This window comes from Pandoraea bronchicola, assembly GCF_902459805.1.
Classification (GTDB): domain Bacteria; phylum Pseudomonadota; class Gammaproteobacteria; order Burkholderiales; family Burkholderiaceae; genus Pandoraea; species Pandoraea bronchicola.
Genome location: NZ_CABPST010000001.1, coordinates 172,467 through 189,582 on the forward strand (window position 1 = coordinate 172,467; position 17,116 = coordinate 189,582).

Here is a 17,116-nt window from a genome sequence, read left to right on the forward strand (position 1 = left end):
CTGAGAACGCAGTGAAGCACGAGGAGGTATTACCCCGCCGGAAGCCGGACGGACATCCCGGCGGGCCTTGCGGTACTGCATGGACTACCGTGAACCTTCAGGCCTGACGCTGGCGTCAGACCGACTTCCTGAAGCGGGCCGCTTCTTCCGAGCCGCCCGTGGCATTACCCGCGCTGTACGAATGGGCGCCAACCCCGGCGAGCTTGCCGCCCTGCACGATCAGGTACTCGTTACGAATCGGACGGTTCTCGAAATAGCACTCCAGAATCTCGCGCGTGCCTGCGGCGTAGCGCGTCTGCGCCGAGAGGCTCGTGCCGGAGATGTGCGGCGTCATGCCGTGATGCGGCATGTGGCGCCACGGATGGTCCGCCGGCGCCGGTTGCGGGAACCACACGTCGCCGCCGTAGCCGGCGAGTTGTCCGCTCTCGAGCGCAGCCGCCACCGCGTCGCGGTCGCATAGCTTGCCGCGTGCCGTGTTGATCAGATACGCGCCGCGCTTGAAATGCTTCAGGCTGTCCGCGTTGATCATGTGCTCCGTTTCCGGGTGCAGCGGGCAATTCAGCGTGACCACGTCGCAAACCTTCGCCAGGCTCTCGAGGCTCGTGTGGTGCGTGAGGTTCAGTTCCTTCTCGACCGATGCCGGCAGACGGTGGCGATCGAGATAGTGCAGATGCGTGCCGAACGGCTTCATCAGACGCAGCACCCGCAGACCGATTCGCCCTGCCGCCACCGTGCCAACGTGCATGCCCTCCAGATCGTACGAGCGCTCGACGCAATCGGCGATGTTCCAGCCCCCCTTGAGCACCCAGTTGTACGACGGCAGGTAGTTACGCACGAGCGCGAGTGTCGTCATCATCACGTGTTCGGCAACGCTGTTGCTGTTGCAGTACGTGACTTCCGCAACCGTGATGCCGTGTTCCATGGCGGCTTGCAGATCGGTGTGATCCGAACCGATGCCGGCGGTCACGATCATTTTCAGTCGCTTCGCGCGCTTGATGCGCTCGGCCGTCATGTAAGCCGGCCAGAACGGCTGCGAGATCACGATTTCAGCGTCAGCCAGTTCACGGTCGAGCACGCTGCTATCGCCGTCCTTGCTCGACGTCACCACGAGTTGGTGGCCGTTCGATTCGAGGTACTTGCGCAGACCCAGTTCGCCCGACACGCTGCCGAGCAGTGCGCCCGGCTGGAAATCGATGGCGTGCGGCGTCGGCAGCGACTGACCATCGGGGTACGACTCGATCTTGGGAAGATCGTCACGGGCGTAGGTTTTCGGGTATCCCGTGACAGGGTCGTCGTACAGCACACATACAATCTTGGCCATGATGTCTCGCTCCTGAATGATTATTGACAAGATGTCTGCGTTGGCGACGCATGACGACGTCGCTGCATTGGGGCCAATGATCGGCGCTGCAGACGCACTTGGAAAATCGTTCCGGCCGATCGGTTGATCGGCGAGACCTATCAACTCACCGGGTGACGCCTCAGATGCTGGGGGCGCGGGCAGCGATGTGCCAGCACGCGGAAGTAAAGCGCACTTCGCCGTTGTGCACGAACGGCGCGTAAGCGTCAACGAGCGCATCGACCACGGGCGCGCGCTCGTGCGGCGCCATCCGCGCGAGGGCCAATCCGGCAGGACCCAGACGCGACGCATACTCACGCAGATCGGCTTGCGCAAACGCGCATTCGAAATGCACGGCCGTGAGTGCGACGTCCTCCCAGCCACTGGCTGTCAATACGTTTGTCACATGCGCCCGATCCGCGAAACCGAATTGCCCCGGCGCCCCCGGCACACGCGGCGGCAGACCGGCGAGCAGCGGCGCGGCCGTACGTTCGGCAACGGTCATGAACGGATTCTCGGCGGGACAGCGCCATGCGAGCGCATGCAACGCCGCGCCGGGTCGCGCCGCTGCCCGCAGGTTGGCAAACGCGGCGACCGGGTCGTCGAAGAACATCACACCTAGTCGCGAGACGATGAGGTCGAAGCGCGACGGCGAGAACGCGTGGGTCTGCACATCAGTGCCGATGAATTCAACCGCGGCCCGCGCATGCGCTGCGCGTGAGCGGGCGACAGCGATCATCGGTGCGGAAATGTCGGCGCCGGTGAGTTGCCACTGGCCGCCAAGCGCGGTGGCGAGGGCGAGCGTCGTGCCGCCGGTACCGCAGCCGACATCCAGCAATCGTCCCGATGGCAAGTGCTGCGCCGTCTCGCGGGCGCGGTCGACGAGAAATCGTGCAAGGGGCACAAACATCTGATCGAGCGTAACCCGGTTGTCTACCCAGGCGCTACCCGAGCCCCCGTTCCACAGCTCGGCCTGAGCGTGATTGATGGATGCAGTCATTGGCATACCTCGTAAAAGCGCGTGCCGAATGGACGTCAGTCGATCCCCATGATGTCCCGCGATCCGCCCGGCTTGGCGCATGTCATGGCAGTCTGCCAATTCAAGTCGACTTCAGGTCAAGCGATTTTTGAGCGCACCGCCGCCTCAGCGTGGTTACACGGGCAACAAGGCGTCCAGCCTCCTCTGCAAATCGACCGACCGGAACGAAGCGACGGCGGCGTCGAGCAACGGCGCACGCGGCTGCCGATCGCGCAAAATCAGACCGATCTCGCGATGCAGCGCGGGCCGCAACGGCACGGCATGCAGTTCGTCGCGCATCTCCTCGAGACACAGCACGCTGTGCGGCACGATGCTGAAGAGTCCCGCGCAGCGCACATGCGCATACAGCGCCATGAGCGAATCCGTCTCCACACGCGGCGACGCAGACGTGCCCGCCCGCGCGAGCGCCGCGTCGATTCCCTGACGGCATTGCATGTTACCCGTGAGCAGACACAGTGGCAGCTTCGCCGCCTCGTGCCACGACAACGACGTGCGTCCGGCCAGTGCAGTTTCGTCACGCGCGATCAGCACGTATCGTTCACGGAACAGCGGGATGGTTTCGAATTCGCGCAAACGGGGATCGTCGAGATAGCTCAAGCCGACATCCAGATCGAGTTCGGCAAGCTGACGCAGCGCCTGCGTTGCGCAGAGCGTGTAGATCTCGTGACGCATGCCGGGGAAGTCGCGCAGGCAGGCGTCGGTGAGCTGCGGCACGAGGGGCAGCGCCGTGGGAATTGCGCCGAGGCGCAGGCAACCGGAGACTTCGCGACGACTCGCACTCGCCTCCTGTCGCAAGCCCTCACAATCGGCCAGTACCTGCCGCGCCCACGCAAGCACGCGCTCCCCTTCCGGAGTGAAGCCCTCGAAGCGGCGTCCGCGCCGCACGATCGGCAGGCCGAACTCTTCTTCGATACTGCGGATCGCACCGGATAGCGTAGGCTGCGACACGTTGCACATCGCCGCCGCGCGACGAAAGTGCTGCGCCTGTGAAAGCGCCACGAGATAACTCAACTGCCGAATGAACATGGCTGGCGTCCTCTGCAGTGTTGCGGCAGACGCATCGCCACCGCTATATCTTGATGAATATAGCGCAAGCCATGACCGGTCAGTCATGAAAATGTTGCATATCTGTTATGGCAATTCCGCCCGGTGGACACCGGGCGGCTCCCCTCACCGACGGCCGCTTATTGCGCCGCTGCGGGTGAGGCGGAATGGGGCGTCGCGGGTGGCGCAACGGCGGGCGTCACCGGCTGTGCAGACGACGCACCGGCGCCTGATGAGGACGGGGACACCGCACCATTCGGCGACGCCCCCCCCGGCCCGTTCCACTCGCCCGGCACGCCCGGAATCGTGGTGCCGCGCGGCGCGCTCGCGGGCACTGCGTATTCCGGTTGCGCCAGCACTGCAGACGCCACCGGCACCGGCAACGGTCCGCCGTCGCTCGCCGCATCGGGCGTCGAGACCGGCGGTGCCGATGCCGCCGCCGGCGCTGCCGGGCGCTTCGACGGTGCCTTCGGCTTGGGTTCCGGCTCCGCCTTCTTCGCGAAAAGCCCTGCCACCCAGTCCGAGGCACGCGTCCACCAGTCGCTGTACCAATGATGGTTGTCGGGTGTTTCGAACTTCGCATTCGCGTCGATCACCCTGGCGCGCAACGCCCGCGAGAACACATCGCCGACGATCGGCAAAGCGCTATGCGCGCCCTGTCCCCAATAATCGCTGCGCAGCGTGATGCGGCTGTCGTTGAAGCCGACCCACGCTCCCGCCACCAACTGCGGTTGCATCAGGATGAACCAACCGTCGGCATTGTCCTGCGTCGTGCCCGTCTTGCCTGCCACGTCGGCACGAATGCCGAAGCGTGTACGAATCGCATTGCCCGTGCCGCGATTGATGACGCCGCGCATCGTGTCGAGCAACGTGTAGTCGTCGTTCTCGGAGAGCGCCCGTTCGGGGCGGGCGGGTGAGAACGTCGCCAGCACGTCGCCCTCGCTGTTCGTGATTTCTGTGACCATCGTCGGCTCACGGTACTCGCCGCCGTCAGCGATGGTGCTGTACGCGGCCACCATTTCCTTGAGGGAAACGGGGCTCGTGCCCAACGCCAGCGACGGCACCGGATCGAGTTTGCTCTCGCGCACGCCCATCGCCCGGGCCAATCCGACCACACGCGCTGGTCCGACGTCCTGCATCAGTTGTGCCGTGACGGTGTTGCGCGATTGCGCCAGAGCATCGCGCAGCATCATGGGTTTGTTGGTCGGCGCAGTGTCGTCGCTCGGGCGCCATATCTCACCGCCGGCCAGCGGGATCTCGACGGCCTGATCGATGATCGTGTCGTCAGGCTTTCTGCCCTTGACGAAGGCCGCGCCATAGACAAACGGCTTGAAGGTCGAGCCCGGCTGACGGCGCGCTTGCTGGACGTGATCGAACGGATCGATCGTGAAGTCGCGGCTGCCGACCCATGCGCGAATTTCCCCCGTGCGCGGATCGATGGCCAGGAAGCCGGCCTGCACGCGGGTCTTCGTCGCGCGCAGATTCTGCATGAAAGTCTTGTCGGCCAGCAGGCGCTTCATGGCAGCCTCGGGCGCTTCGCCTGCCGCGACCGCGTTGCGATATTCCGCCGACTCGCGCACGAACGACTGCACCAGCCCCGTGCTGTCACGCCAGCCGCCGCGTGCCGACCAGTTAGCGTCGGCAATGCCTTGCAACTGATTGGCCTGACGCGTCAGTGCCTGCGTCGCCATCGTCTGCAAACGCGAGTCGATGGTGGTATGGACGACGAGGCCATCGGAGTAGATGTTGTAGTCGTTGCGGTCCGCCCAACCGATCAGCCATTTGCGCAGTTGCTGCGCGAAGTGCGGCGCCGGCCCAGGCGCCTCGGTCTGCCGCTCGAAGTTGATGCGCAACGGGCGCTTCTGCAACGCCGCGAGCTTCGACGCGTCCAGATCCCCGAACTTGACCATCTGCGCGAGCACGGTGTTGCGACGCTGCAATGCGCGCTCGGGGTTGATCACCGGGTTGTAATAGCTGTTGCCCTTGAGCATGCCGACGAGCGTGGCGGCTTCGACCACGTCGAGCTGATCGGCCGACTTGTCGAAGTACGTGCGCGCGGCCATCTCGATGCCATACGCGTTGTACAGGAACGGTACCGTGTTCAGATAGGTCTCGAGAATCTCGGGCTTCGTGTAAAGCGCTTCGATCTTGAGTGCGGTAATCGCTTCCTTGAGCTTGCGTGTGAGTGTGGGCGCGCGGCCGATGCCGTCGGGATACAGATTGCGCGCGAGCTGCTGCGTGATGGTTGAGCCGCCCTGCCGGTCGCCGGAGAACGTGTGCAGCGCCGCCGATGCCGTGCGCTTCAGGTCGATGCCGTGGTGCTCGTAGAAGCGGTGATCCTCCGTCGCCACCAGCGCCTTGACGACGTTTGGCGACACATCCTTCAACGCCACCCACTCGCGGTTTGACGGCCGGAATTCAGCAAGCAGCTTGCCATCCACCGACAACACTTGCGCCGGTTGGTCGACCTTCGCCCGCCGGATGTCGCGAATTCCCGGTGTGAACGGAATCAGAATCAGCGTGTAGACAACGAGCAGGCATGGCAAGGCCGCGATTGCGATGAGCACGCCACGGCGCGTTGGATGGCGCAGGTGATACCACGCGCGCGCCGCATACGGCTGCAGCGGTTGCAGGAGACGGAGACCATGCCGGCCGGCTTGAGCGGCGGCATGCAACAGCGACGAAATCGGGCGCTTCACGATGGGGGAAAGCGTGGCAAAGTCCGCATCCTACCAAAACCGGCAGGGGCCTCGGGCAAGCTCATGGCATGATCGGCACCGGCGAGTCGGGCTCCAGCTTGCGCCACACGAAGACGATGTGCTCGCGCATGATGCGCCGCGCCTCCTCCGGCTGGCGGGTGCGAATGGCCTCCCAAAGCGCGAGATGCTGCGCGAGGATGGTTTCCGATGCCTGTTCGCGCAACTCGAACAGCCCCGCGTTGTTCAGCGAGATGTGCTCGTAGAGCATCTTGACAACGCTGCCTTGCAGGTGCCGGAGCATGGCGTTGTGCGACGCGTTCGCGAGCGCCGTGTGAAAGTCGCCGTCGAGCCGCGACTCGAGCACGGTATCGCCTCGCCTGTGCGCGCGAACCAGCCCATCGACCAGCTCGCCCAGGCGGGCAAGGTCGTCTTCAGTCGCGCGCACGGCCGCCAAATAGGCGGTAGTGCCCTCCAGCATCAAACGAAACTCCAACATGTCGGGACGAAGCTCTGGATGGTCGCTCACCAATTGCCGCCACGGGGAAATCAACCCCGTCTGCAAACGATCCGACACATACACGCCCGAGGCGGCGCGCGCCTTGAGCAGCCCGCGGGCGACGAGGCGTTGAAGCGCCGCGCGGACCGTCGAGCGCGCCACGCCCAGTGACGCCGCCAGCGCGCGCTCGGAAGGAATGCGCTCCCCTGGCGACCACGCGCCTTCGATCAAACGGGTTTCGAGTTCGCGCGTAATGCGCTCTGTCAGATTGGGACCGCTCAAGGTGATGTCTCCTGCCGCATGTGGCATGCGCGCTGAGCCGCACGCACGCAAATCGCGCCAAAGCGGCAATCGAATGGCGCCGCACCGCCCTTTCGGCGCCCGCGCGTGCGGCGTTGACGCATGTTCAGGGTCTGCCGCGATTCTGCGCTGTCCGGCGTCAATCACAGCAACTGGTACGACCAGTTTGCCCGAACGATTCTCTGGTGTCGATCATCGCGGCAGCCGGGCGACATGTCCGCGCGAACCGTCGTGCCACCCGCATCGAACGCGGCAGCATGCACGGCAATACGGCCTGAACCGGCCTTAAAGCAATCGATCACCAAATCGAGGAGACGTCAGTGGAAGTGTGGGTACAGAACTACGTGCCGGGTGGCACGCTATGGATTGCGGCACTCATGGCCGCGCTACCGATTGTCGTATTCTTTGTGGCGCTGGCCGGGTTGCGCATGAAGGCGCATGCGGCAGGCGCGCTGACCGTCGCGCTTTCGCTGGGGATCGCCGTCGCCTACTTCGGCATGCCCGCGAAGATGGCGGCCATCTCGGCGGTCTACGGCTTCGCTTACGGCCTGTGGCCGATCGCCTGGATCATCATCACGGCGGTGTTTCTCTATCGTGTGGTCGTCAAGACGGGGCAGTTCGACATCATTCGCAGTTCGGTGGTGTCGCTCACCGACGACCAGCGTCTGCAGATGCTGCTGATCGGCTTCTCGTTCGGCGCATTTCTCGAAGGTGCTGCAGGCTTCGGCGCACCGGTCGCCATCACCGCCGCCTTGCTCGTGGGACTCGGATTCCAGCCGCTCTACGCGGCAGGGCTTTGCCTGATCGCCAACACCGCCCCCGTCGCCTTCGGCGCGATGGGCATTCCGATCATCGTGGCCGGTCAGGTGAGCGGCATCGATCCGTTCCATATCGGGGCGATGGCCGGGCGTCAGTTGCCGCTGCTCTCGGCCTTCGTGCCGTTCTGGCTGGTGTTCATCATGGATGGCAAGCGTGGCGTCAAGGAGACCTGGCCTGCCGCACTCGTCGCCGGCGGCAGCTTCGCCGTCGCACAGTACTTCTCGTCGAACCATATCGGACCGGAACTGCCGGACATCATCTCGTCGCTGTTCTCGCTGGTGTGTCTGGCCAGCTTCCTGAAGGTCTGGCAGCCGAAGACTGCGGCGGCACTGGGTCGTGCGAGTGTGACGACTTCGGGCGGCGCCGCTGTGCTCGGCGGACTGGGCGGCGGCGGGTCGACGCGCGGCACCCAGTCCTCGCCCTACACGGCCGGCCAGATCCTGCGCGCGTGGTCGCCGTTCCTGATCCTCACCGGCATGGTCACGATCTGGAGCCTGCCGGGTTTCAAGGCGCTATTCGCGAAGACCGGCCCGCTCGCGTGGACGGTGCCCTCGCTGCACGTGCCGGGACTCGACCGTCTCGTGGCGAAAGCCGCGCCGATCGTCGCCACGCCGGCGCCGATGGACGCCATCTTCAAGTGGGACGCCCTCTCGGCCACCGGCACGGCGATCTTCATCGCGGCGTTGCTCTCGATGGCCCTGCTTCGCATGAAGCCAGTCGACGGCGTGAAGAGCTTCTTCGAGACGGTTGCGGAACTGCGCAAGCCGGTGCTGGCTATCGGCCTCGTGCTGGCGTTCGCGTTCGTCATGAACTATTCGGGCATGTCGACCACGCTCGCGCTGTTGCTCGCCCACACCGGCTCGGCATTCCCATTCTTCTCGCCGCTGCTCGGCTGGCTGGGCGTGTTCCTGACAGGCTCCGACACGTCGTCCAACGCGCTCTTCTCCGGTCTGCAAAGCACCACGGCACAACAGATCGGCGTGTCGAACACGCTGCTCGTCGCCGCGAACACGACCGGCGGCGTGACCGGAAAAATGATTTCCCCGCAGTCGATTGCCGTGGCTTGCGCAGCCACCGGCCTCATCGGCAAGGAAGCCGATCTCTTCCGCTTCACCGTGTGGCACAGCCTGATGTTCGTCGTACTCGCGGGCCTGATCACCCTGGTGCAGGCGTACTGGCTCACGGGGATGCTGGTGCATTGAGTCTGTCGTTGTCCCCCTTGTCGGAGAATCCCATGAAAGCGGCCCTGTTCGTCCCTTGTTTCATCGATGCACTGTTTCCCGAAGTGGGCATCGCCACCCTGGAACTGCTCGAGAAACTCGGCGTGACGGTCGATTACCCGCGTCGTCAAACGTGCTGCGGGCAACCGTTGGCGAACAACGGCTGCGAAGCCGATGCCGCCGGCACCGAGGCGCTCTTCATCGACAATTTCGCCGGTTACGAGTACATCGTGTCGCCCTCGTCGAGCTGCGTGCATCACGTGCGCAAGCATCTGACGGCAGCAGGCGAGTCCGAACGGGTGGCCGCCGTTCGTGCCAACACTTACGAACTCACCGAGTTCCTTCACGACGTGCTGAAGGTGCGCGACTTTCCGTGGGCCAGCTTTCCGCTCACGGTCGGCCTGCACAACAGTTGCAGCGCCATCCGCCATCTGCATGCGGCGTCGGCCAGCGAGATTCCCGGTGAGCCGTGGTCGAAAGCCCGCACACTGCTCGAAGGCGTGCGCGGCATTCGCTTCGCCGCCCCGCGCCGTCCCGACGAATGCTGCGGGTTCGGCGGCACCTTCTCGGTGTCGGAACAGGCAGTGTCGGTGAGAATGGGACAGGACAAGGTGCGGGACCATCTCGAAGCCGGCGCGCAGTGCATCGTCTCGGCCGACATGTCGTGCCTGATGCACCAGAAAGGGTGTGCGGCACGCACGCAGACACCCATGCGCTTCCTGCATATCGCGCAGGTCCTCAATGGCGTGGATGTCGGTGCGCTGTCGCCCGCAACGCACGGCGAGGTGACGGCATGAGCGCGGGGCAGCGCGTCGATCACGCGAAGAACGCCGAGGCGTTTCTCGCGAAGACGGAACACGTGGCGTTTCACGACAAACGCCTCTGGGACCTGCGGATGAAGCGCGATGCGCAGGCGGCGTCCATTGGCGAGTGGGAAACGCTGCGCACGCTCGCGTCGCAAATCAAGGAGCACACACTGTCGCGGCTTGGCGACTACCTCGATCAGTTCACCACGCAGGCCGAAGCGAACGGCGTGAAAGTCCACTGGGCCCTCGACGCTGCCGCGCACAATAGCATCGTCCATGGCATTCTCGCCGCGAACGAGGTCAAAACCCTTGTCAAAAGCAAGTCGATGCTCACCGACGAATGCGAGCTTCGCGAGTATCTCGAGCCGCGTGGCATCTCCGTGATGGAAACCGATCTCGGCGAACGTATCCAGCAACTCGACAACCAGCCGCCGTCGCATGTGGTGGTGCCCGCCGTGCACAAACTGCGGGGTGACGTCGCGCAATTGTTCAGCCGCACGCTCGGCACCGATCCGAGCAACGACGACGTGCACTATCTGGCCGAGAGTCAGCGTCAAACCACGCGGCCGGCATTTCTCGAAGCGGGCGCGGGCATGACCGGATGCAACTTTGCCGTCGCGGAAACGGGCATGGTTGTCGTGTGCACCAACGAAGGCAATGCCGACTTGTCCGCCAACGTGCCGCCGGTGCACATTGTGTCCATCGGTATCGAGAAGCTGATTCCGCGCGTCGCCGATCTCGGGGTATTCGTGCGCCTGTTGTCGCGCAGCGCGCTTGGGTCGCCGATCACGCAGTACACATCGCACTTTCGCGCGCCGCGCCCCGGCACGCAGATGCACTTCGTCATCGTCGACAATGGCCGTTCGGCACGTCTGGCCATGGACGACTTCTGGTACTCGCTCAAGTGCATCCGCTGCGGCGCTTGCATGAATACGTGTCCGGTCTACCGGCGCAGCAGCGGCCTGTCGTATGGCAGCACCTACGCCGGTCCGATCGGCGCCATCCTCAATCCGGCCTACGACCTCAAGCGCTACAGCGCGCTGCCGTTCGCCTCGACCATGAACGGCAGTTGCACCAACGTCTGCCCCGTTCGCATCAACATTCACGAGCAGTTGTACAAGTGGCGCCAGATCGTGGCCGAGGAAGGCGAGCTGCCGCGCGTCAAACGCAGCCTGATCAAGGTGGCCGGGAAGTTGCTCGCCAACCCGGCGCTGTATCGCACGTCGGTCAAATCGATGAACACCGCGTTGCATCGTCTGCCCAATATGGTGCTCTACAACCCGCTCAACACCTGGGGCAAGGGGCGCGACCTTCCCGATGCTCCGAAGCAGACATTCCGTGACTGGTATGAGGCCAACCGGGCGTCGCACGACGCTGAACGCAAGGACCGATCATGAGCACTTCCCGCGAAGAATTTCTCGTGCGCGTACGCGCCGCACAACGCGTGGCGCTGCGCGACGACGGGCACCCGGCCGAAGGCGCGCTTGAGCGGTTTCCGTTGCCGGTGCTGCCCGTCTTCGAGACACCTGCCGGCGACCGGTGCGAGCGGTTTGGCAGCCACCTCGTCGCCATGGGCGGCAAACTCGCGACGCTCGACAACGCGCAAGCGTTAGCCGCCTGGCTCGCCGAACGTTTCCCCGGTGTGGTGCCGGTGACAGCGACACCGGAAGCCGCATCGGCACAACCGCTCGATGTCTTGCGTGTACCGGCGTCGCTGCACGACGTCGAGGTCGGTATCGTGCGCGCACGCTTCGGCGTCGCCGAGACGGGGTCCATCTGGCTCTCCGAGCAAGAGTACGGCATCAACGCGCTCGGCTATCTCGTGCAGCATCTCGTGGTGCTGCTCGATCCGCGCGACATCGTCGACGGTTTGCAGGATGCTTATCGCCTGCCCGACTTCGCGTCGGCACGCTACGCGGTGCTCGTCACAGGCCCGTCGGCAACGGCCGACATCGAAGGCGTGCTGATTCAGGGCGCCCAGGGTGTGCGCTCGCTCACGGTCGTGTTGCTCCCTCGCGACGGTTCGTCGTGAAAACCCCACCACCGCGCGACAGTTTGTCGCACAACGCGCGCACGTTATCCTGCGCTTGACCCGCATCAATTTCACTGCAGGGACCTGCTTCTACCATCGGTCGTGCTCACTCACGACTTTGGACATCATCATGAAGCACTCCCTCAGCGCCGCGGCCATCGCAGCCGCGCTCGTTACCGGCGCCACCTTCTTCAGCGCATCCGCCTCGGCACAAGACAACCCGCAAGCCTCATCACAGGCCGCAGATAAGACAGCTCCCGCGTCGGAGAAAACCTTCGGCTTCATCAAGGACAGCTCGCAAGGCATCTATGCCGGCGACATCCTCGCGCGCGTACGGGCCATCGGCATCATGCCGGACTCCCATGCGAGCGGCAGTGTGCTGCCGACGCTGGGCGTGACCGTGAACAATGCGATCGTGCCGGAACTCGACTTCACCTACATGATTCTCGATAACGTCGGCGTCGAGCTCATTCTCGGCATGTCGCGTCATCAACTCACGTCGAACCTCGGACAAATGGGCGGCGTGAACGTGCTGCCGCCGACGCTGCTGCTGCAATACCACTTCAACCATGCCGGCAAGGTGCGTCCGTATGTGGGCGCGGGTATCAACTACACGCGCTTCTGGAACAGCAGCCTGAACGCAGGCGGCACGCCGATTTCAATCAAGAACCACAGCGTCGGTCCGGCACTGCAAGCCGGTGTGGACATTCAGATGACCAAGAATATGTTCTTCAACATCGACATCAAGAAAGTCTGGATGAAGACGGATACCTCGCTCGCAGGTACCGACCTCGGCACGCTGCACATCGATCCTCTGATCGTCGGCGTCGGTGTGGGCGTGAAGTTCTGATATCCGGCGGGGAGCGCCACACGCAGAGGGGCTGTGGCGTTCCTGCTTCTGTCCGGACGCCCGATGCGGCAAATTGTCGCGCATTCCCTACATGAGAACGCAAAGCATTTACGCCGCTTGGCGACAACACCTACAATGCCTGGTTCCCTGATTTTTTCCCATTTCGTCATCCAGCCCAGGCATGCGCAAGCTCCGTCAGCATCGCGTCGCAATCGGGATCGCCTTATTGGCGATCCTGCTGGCAGCGCTCATGCCGGCGATTGCGCAATGGCGTGCGGCCACGCAGCAAGACCCGTTCGCGGTCTACTGCACGGTACAGGGCTCGCAGGCCGCACTCGGCACGAGCACCACGCCGCGTGCCGACGCCCGGCGTGAGGCCGCCCACGACGGACACTCTGGTCACGACGACGCACAAGCACCGCCCGTACCGTCGCAGGCCACGGGCCTGCACAGCAGCCACGGCGGCGCAGACCACTCGCTCGCCTCGGCCGACCATTGGGAGAAGTGTGGCTACTGCACGCTTTGGGCCCACCAGCCGCTCGTCACCACCGATTTTCTGTCCCTCCCGCCCGCCGCGCAGGCTGGCGTCGCCGCCGCCCCGCGCGTGCTGGTGCCGTACCACCCCCGCCCCCGCTTCTCTGCCGCCCTCGCGCGCGCACCGCCCGATTTCTCCGTCTGATTTCTGCGACTTCCGGCCGATACCGGGAGGCCTTGCCGAACGCGTCGAGCTTCGTTAGCACGTCCTGTCGCTAGCGGTACTCGCTGTGAACACGTCGTCCGCGTGGCTCGTTTGATCCGTGCTGTCAGCGCCGCCCGCTTCGCGGGGGAGTCACGCTGTCGCACGCGTCATCCGCGTCTGCGCGATATCACGTCGAGTGCCACGGCGAGTGCCACGGCGACGCGTGAGTCGTTGCCATTCGCACCCGTCGCGGCGGTGCCCGGCACACGTTCGGTACCACACGATCATCAGGCGGCCGCCACGCGGTCGCGAGAGAGACTCTCATGTCACGTCCCATGACACAGAAGCCGTTGCAAACGGCCATTGCGCTTGCCCTCGCCTCGCTGGGCAGCGCCGCGCACGCACTCACTAACGACTCGGCACAAACCGGCCAGAGCATTGCGATCGAAGCAACGCACGCGGCAACCCACACCGGCAACCACCCGGACGCCCAAGCCGCGTCATCGACGCCGGGCGCACAATCCGCGACGCTCGCGCCCACGCTGTCCCTCGCTCAGGTGGCCGTCCCGCAGGCACCCGCCGCGCCGGATGCACCTTCGGCCACGCTGCCGCTCACGACCGTGACCGCACCGGCGGAGTCGCTCACGTCGCCGAGCGTGGACGAACAAAAAGCCAACCTGTTCCAGACCGCAGGCTCCGTCGGCTTTGTCGACGCCGGCGCCTACCAGAACACCTACGCCTTCAATCTGCGCGACATCCTCAAAGACACCCCGGGTGTCTACGTGCAGAACCGTTACGGCCAGGAACTGCGTGTGTCGATTCGCGGCTCCGGGATCGCTCGCGGGTATCACGTTCGCGGACTCGAAATCCTTCAGGATGGCATTCCGACCAACTCGGCCGATGGCAGTGGCGACTACTACCAGATCGACCCCATGGGTTTGCGCTCGACCGAGATTTATAAGGGCGGTAACGGCCTCACTTACGGCTCGACCACGCTTGGCGGTGCCCTGAACTTTGTCACGCCGACGGCCTATACGGCGGACGCGCCCAACCAGTTCCGCCTCGAAGGCGGCAGCTTCGGCACGGTGCGCGCCAGCGGCCAGATGTCGCGTATCTTCGGCCCGCTGGACGCGCTCGCCACCGTCACCCTCAATCGCTCCAACGGCTATCGCGACCACGACAAGGGCAATTACGCGCAAATCAACGCCAACATCGGCTACAGGTTCTCGCCGAACGTTGAAACCCGCTTCTTCTTCGGCGCCTACATCGTCGACCAGAAGCTGCCCGGCACGCTCTCGCTGTTCGACGCGCTCAACAATCCGACGAAAGCCGCCGCCTCCGCTGTCTCCGGCGATCAGGCGCGCAACACACGCACCGAACGACTCGGCAACCTGACAACCATTCGCTTCGCCACCGGCCAGCTCGACATCGCGTCGTGGGTCATTCACAAGAGCCTGTACCACCCGATCTTCCAGGTCATCGATCAGGATGGCTGGACCTATGGTGTCGCGCCACGCTACACGGCCAACCTGACGCTGGCCGGCATGCGCAACGACCTCATCGTCGGCGCACGCTTCTTTGGCGGAAACACGCGAGCCGAGCAGTACGTCAACGTAAATGGCAATCGCGGCACGCAAACACTCGACTCCCGTCAAAGCGCCTACAACTACGAGGCGTATTTCGAGAACCGGTTGTTCTTCCTGCCCACGGTCGGTCTGATGATCGGCGCCAAGGCCTACCGCGACGTTCGCCAATACATCGACTACGGTGGACTAGCGGGCGACACCAACTACCGTTCAACGAGCGCCGCATATTCGGGCGTCAATCCGAAGATCGGTCTGTTGTGGGAGCCGCGCAAGGACGTGCAGGCCTTTATCGACGTAACGCGCAGCGCCGACGTGCCCGACTTCACCGATCTCTCGCAGACGTTTGGCGCCACCTCTCGCTTCGTTCCGCTGGCATCGCAACACGCCTGGACGATTGAAGCCGGCACGCGCGGCAAACTCGACCGAGTGGCATGGGACGTGACAGCGTATCGTTCGCTGGTGCGCGATCAGTTACTGCAATACACAACGTCGCCCGATATCCCCGCGTCAACCTTCAACGCGAACAAGACCGTGCTGCAAGGCCTGGAAGTCGGCGCTGCAGTGGACCTGTTCAAGGACGTGGTCGCGACCGGGGATCGAATCACGCTGTCGCAAATCTGGAACTACAGCGATTTCCGCTTCCGCGACGACCCGCAGTACGGCAACAACCGCATCGCCGGAGTGCCAACGAATGTGCTGCGCACGACGCTCGGCTACGCTTGGTCGAACCGCTTCCAGATTTCGGCATCGCTCGATTGGGTGCCGACCGGCGCCTGGGTCGACTATGCCAACACCATGCGCGTGCCCGGCTACACGCTACTCGGCGTACAAGCGTCGTATCTGATTCAGCGCGGCGTGACGTTCTATCTCGATGCCCGCAATCTGACCGGCAAGCGCTACGTCACCGACTTCAGCACGGTGACCGATGCCCGCACGGCCAATACCGCTGTGTTCTATCCGGGCGACGGGCGCAGCGTATTCGCGGGCGTGCGCTTCGCGTTCTGATTCTCATCGGGCTGACTCATTCGGCGTGCGCGGCGCATGAAAAGGCGTCGCGCACCTGACAAACGCCTCGCGATAAGGCAAAACGCGTTCAGAGCATGCGCCGCAGCGTCTCGTCACGACGGAAGTAGTGGTGCCACAGCGCCGCCAGTGCATGTAGGCCGATCACCCAATAGAACGCATTGCCAAGCGTCTCGTGAATCTCCTTGATCGACCGGCGGACTTCAACGTCTTTTCCAATGAATTGCGGCAGCGCAATATCCAGCCCTGGAATGGTGAGCACATGCCCCCCGGCATTGAGCGCGAGATACCCCAGCACCGGCTGCGCAAACAGAAACACATAGAGCAGCAAATGCACGGCGGCCGACAACGCCCGCACCAGCCAGCCCTGACCGGGTAGCGCCCCAGGCGCCCCCTTGATCCATCGCCAGAGCAGACGCGGTACTGCCAGCACCAGCACCGCGACCCCAGCCCACTCGTGAATCGTCATGGACGACGCACGCTCTACGCTGCCTTTCGGCAGATATCCCTTCGTGATCACCGCCGCATAGGCAATCGCAATCAGCAATGCCACCGCCCAGTGAAAGAAGATTGCAGGCGGCGCGTAACGCCCGGCCGGCAAGCGTTGCGAGCCGCGCGAACGGAACTTGATCGCGTTATCCATCTCGGGGATTCCTGTTCTGTTATGGGGATGACGCCATTATGGCGTCCGTCCTGTTACGCGAAAAGGTCGCCAATCGTCACAGTTGTCACTTCAAATCTTCTCCCGGCATTCGGATTCCTCCTCGCCACGGACGGCTCTACTGTGCCGACAATACGTCTGAAGCGCACGCCGGTGCCCGGCCCGCGCCCTCCCGATGAACCTCCTTGGCCGACTGTTGCCTGGTCGGCCTTTAAGCCCCGCTTGCGGGGCTTTCTTTTTTTTGCGTTCGCACCACCACAAATGCCTCCCTCCTTTGCTCAGGCCCGATGCACACAGCCGGAGCCATCACCGAGCCGTCTCGCTGCGGAGCAACATTCGCCGTGTGCATCGGTGAGATCAGCTTATCGTGGCAGTGCGGCCAAAGATGTGTGAACTATCCGAGAGAATCGGCGCACGAATGCAATAGCGGGCATCTCCGAGCCATGCTTAGGACGAATCCGGTTCAAAAGATAGGACGACGCCGCGAAGTGTTGCGTGAAGCCCTCACTGCGCTGGTCATTGC

General features: G+C 64.0%; 13 protein-coding genes. 7 read left to right on the plus strand and 6 right to left on the minus strand.

The window, feature by feature from the left end:
* Window positions 1–115: 115 nt before the first annotated feature.
* From PBR20603_RS00745 to PBR20603_RS00765, 5 genes are all read right to left on the minus strand, one after another.
* Complete coding sequence (locus tag PBR20603_RS00745; RefSeq protein ID WP_150557651.1) at window positions 116–1,321, minus strand: NAD-dependent formate dehydrogenase; 1,206 nt, start codon at window positions 1,319–1,321, stop codon at window positions 116–118.
* A 160-nt stretch (window positions 1,322–1,481) separates the two neighbouring features.
* Entirely contained in the window at window positions 1,482–2,345 is an 864-nt protein-coding gene (locus PBR20603_RS00750) for a class I SAM-dependent methyltransferase (RefSeq protein WP_150557652.1), read from the minus strand.
* Between the two features lie 147 nt (window positions 2,346–2,492).
* Window positions 2,493–3,404 carry a LysR family transcriptional regulator gene (locus tag PBR20603_RS00755; RefSeq protein ID WP_150557653.1) on the minus strand — a complete coding sequence of 304 codons (912 nt, stop codon included), beginning with the start codon at window positions 3,402–3,404 and terminating at the stop codon, window positions 2,493–2,495.
* A 158-nt stretch (window positions 3,405–3,562) separates the two neighbouring features.
* Window positions 3,563–6,124: a penicillin-binding protein 1A gene (locus PBR20603_RS00760; protein ID WP_425495781.1), complete on the minus strand. Its 2,562-nt coding sequence runs from the start codon at window positions 6,122–6,124 to the stop codon at window positions 3,563–3,565.
* Window positions 6,125–6,182: 58 nt separating this feature from the next.
* Window positions 6,183–6,926, minus strand: a complete 744-nt coding sequence (locus PBR20603_RS00765; protein WP_425495776.1) for a FadR/GntR family transcriptional regulator — start codon at window positions 6,924–6,926, stop codon at window positions 6,183–6,185.
* A gap of 311 nt (window positions 6,927–7,237) precedes the next feature.
* Here PBR20603_RS00765 and PBR20603_RS00770 point away from each other — a divergent pair, with 311 nt between their 5' ends.
* The 7 genes from PBR20603_RS00770 to PBR20603_RS00800 all read left to right on the plus strand — a co-directional run bounded on the left by PBR20603_RS00770 (window position 7,238) and on the right by PBR20603_RS00800 (window position 15,914).
* A complete protein-coding gene (locus PBR20603_RS00770) occupies window positions 7,238–8,938 on the plus strand; it encodes a lactate permease LctP family transporter (RefSeq protein ID WP_150557655.1) in 1,701 nt (566 codons plus the stop codon).
* A gap of 32 nt (window positions 8,939–8,970) precedes the next feature.
* On the plus strand, window positions 8,971–9,753 hold the full coding sequence (locus PBR20603_RS00775; protein ID WP_150557656.1) for a (Fe-S)-binding protein: 783 nt from the start codon (window positions 8,971–8,973) through the stop codon (window positions 9,751–9,753).
* Complete coding sequence (locus tag PBR20603_RS00780) at window positions 9,750–11,159, plus strand: lactate utilization protein B (protein WP_150557657.1); 1,410 nt, start codon at window positions 9,750–9,752, stop codon at window positions 11,157–11,159. The genes PBR20603_RS00775 and PBR20603_RS00780 overlap by 4 nt, the downstream gene beginning before the upstream one ends.
* Window positions 11,156–11,794, plus strand: coding sequence for a LutC/YkgG family protein (locus tag PBR20603_RS00785; protein ID WP_150557658.1), 639 nt, complete (start codon window positions 11,156–11,158; stop codon window positions 11,792–11,794). The genes PBR20603_RS00780 and PBR20603_RS00785 overlap by 4 nt, the downstream gene beginning before the upstream one ends.
* A 130-nt stretch (window positions 11,795–11,924) precedes the next feature.
* The gene (locus PBR20603_RS00790; protein WP_150557659.1) at window positions 11,925–12,644 is read left to right on the plus strand and encodes an OmpW/AlkL family protein; all 720 of its coding nucleotides are present in this window, start codon (window positions 11,925–11,927) and stop codon (window positions 12,642–12,644) included.
* A gap of 181 nt (window positions 12,645–12,825) precedes the next feature.
* Window positions 12,826–13,323, plus strand: coding sequence for a DUF2946 family protein (locus PBR20603_RS00795; protein ID WP_150557660.1), 498 nt, complete (start codon window positions 12,826–12,828; stop codon window positions 13,321–13,323).
* Window positions 13,324–13,646: 323 nt separating this feature from the next.
* Complete coding sequence (locus PBR20603_RS00800) at window positions 13,647–15,914, plus strand: TonB-dependent receptor family protein (RefSeq protein ID WP_246174306.1); 2,268 nt, start codon at window positions 13,647–13,649, stop codon at window positions 15,912–15,914.
* 88 nt (window positions 15,915–16,002) lie between these two features.
* Here the strand turns inward: PBR20603_RS00800 and PBR20603_RS00805 are convergent, their stop codons facing one another.
* Window positions 16,003–16,575 carry a cytochrome b gene (locus PBR20603_RS00805; RefSeq protein ID WP_150557661.1) on the minus strand — a complete coding sequence of 191 codons (573 nt, stop codon included), beginning with the start codon at window positions 16,573–16,575 and terminating at the stop codon, window positions 16,003–16,005.
* Between the last annotated feature and the right edge of the window lie 541 nt (window positions 16,576–17,116).

Bases quoted from the DNA above. Each gene is read 5' to 3' on its own strand.
- PBR20603_RS00790 (WP_150557659.1), top strand. From the start codon at position 11,925: ATGAAGCACTCCCTCAGCGCCGCGGCCATCGCAGCCGCGCTCGTTACC.
- PBR20603_RS00805 (WP_150557661.1), bottom strand. From the start codon at position 16,575: ATGGATAACGCGATCAAGTTCCGTTCGCGCGGCTCGCAACGCTTGCCG.
- PBR20603_RS00780 (WP_150557657.1), top strand. From the start codon at position 9,750: ATGAGCGCGGGGCAGCGCGTCGATCACGCGAAGAACGCCGAGGCGTTT.
- PBR20603_RS00775 (WP_150557656.1), top strand. From the start codon at position 8,971: ATGAAAGCGGCCCTGTTCGTCCCTTGTTTCATCGATGCACTGTTTCCC.
- PBR20603_RS00745 (WP_150557651.1), bottom strand. From the start codon at position 1,321: ATGGCCAAGATTGTATGTGTGCTGTACGACGACCCTGTCACGGGATAC.
- PBR20603_RS00785 (WP_150557658.1), top strand. From the start codon at position 11,156: ATGAGCACTTCCCGCGAAGAATTTCTCGTGCGCGTACGCGCCGCACAA.
- PBR20603_RS00755 (WP_150557653.1), bottom strand. From the start codon at position 3,404: ATGTTCATTCGGCAGTTGAGTTATCTCGTGGCGCTTTCACAGGCGCAG.
- PBR20603_RS00750 (WP_150557652.1), bottom strand. From the start codon at position 2,345: ATGCCAATGACTGCATCCATCAATCACGCTCAGGCCGAGCTGTGGAAC.
- PBR20603_RS00800 (WP_246174306.1), top strand. From the start codon at position 13,647: ATGTCACGTCCCATGACACAGAAGCCGTTGCAAACGGCCATTGCGCTT.
- PBR20603_RS00765 (WP_425495776.1), bottom strand. From the start codon at position 6,926: ATGCCACATGCGGCAGGAGACATCACCTTGAGCGGTCCCAATCTGACA.
- PBR20603_RS00795 (WP_150557660.1), top strand. From the start codon at position 12,826: ATGCGCAAGCTCCGTCAGCATCGCGTCGCAATCGGGATCGCCTTATTG.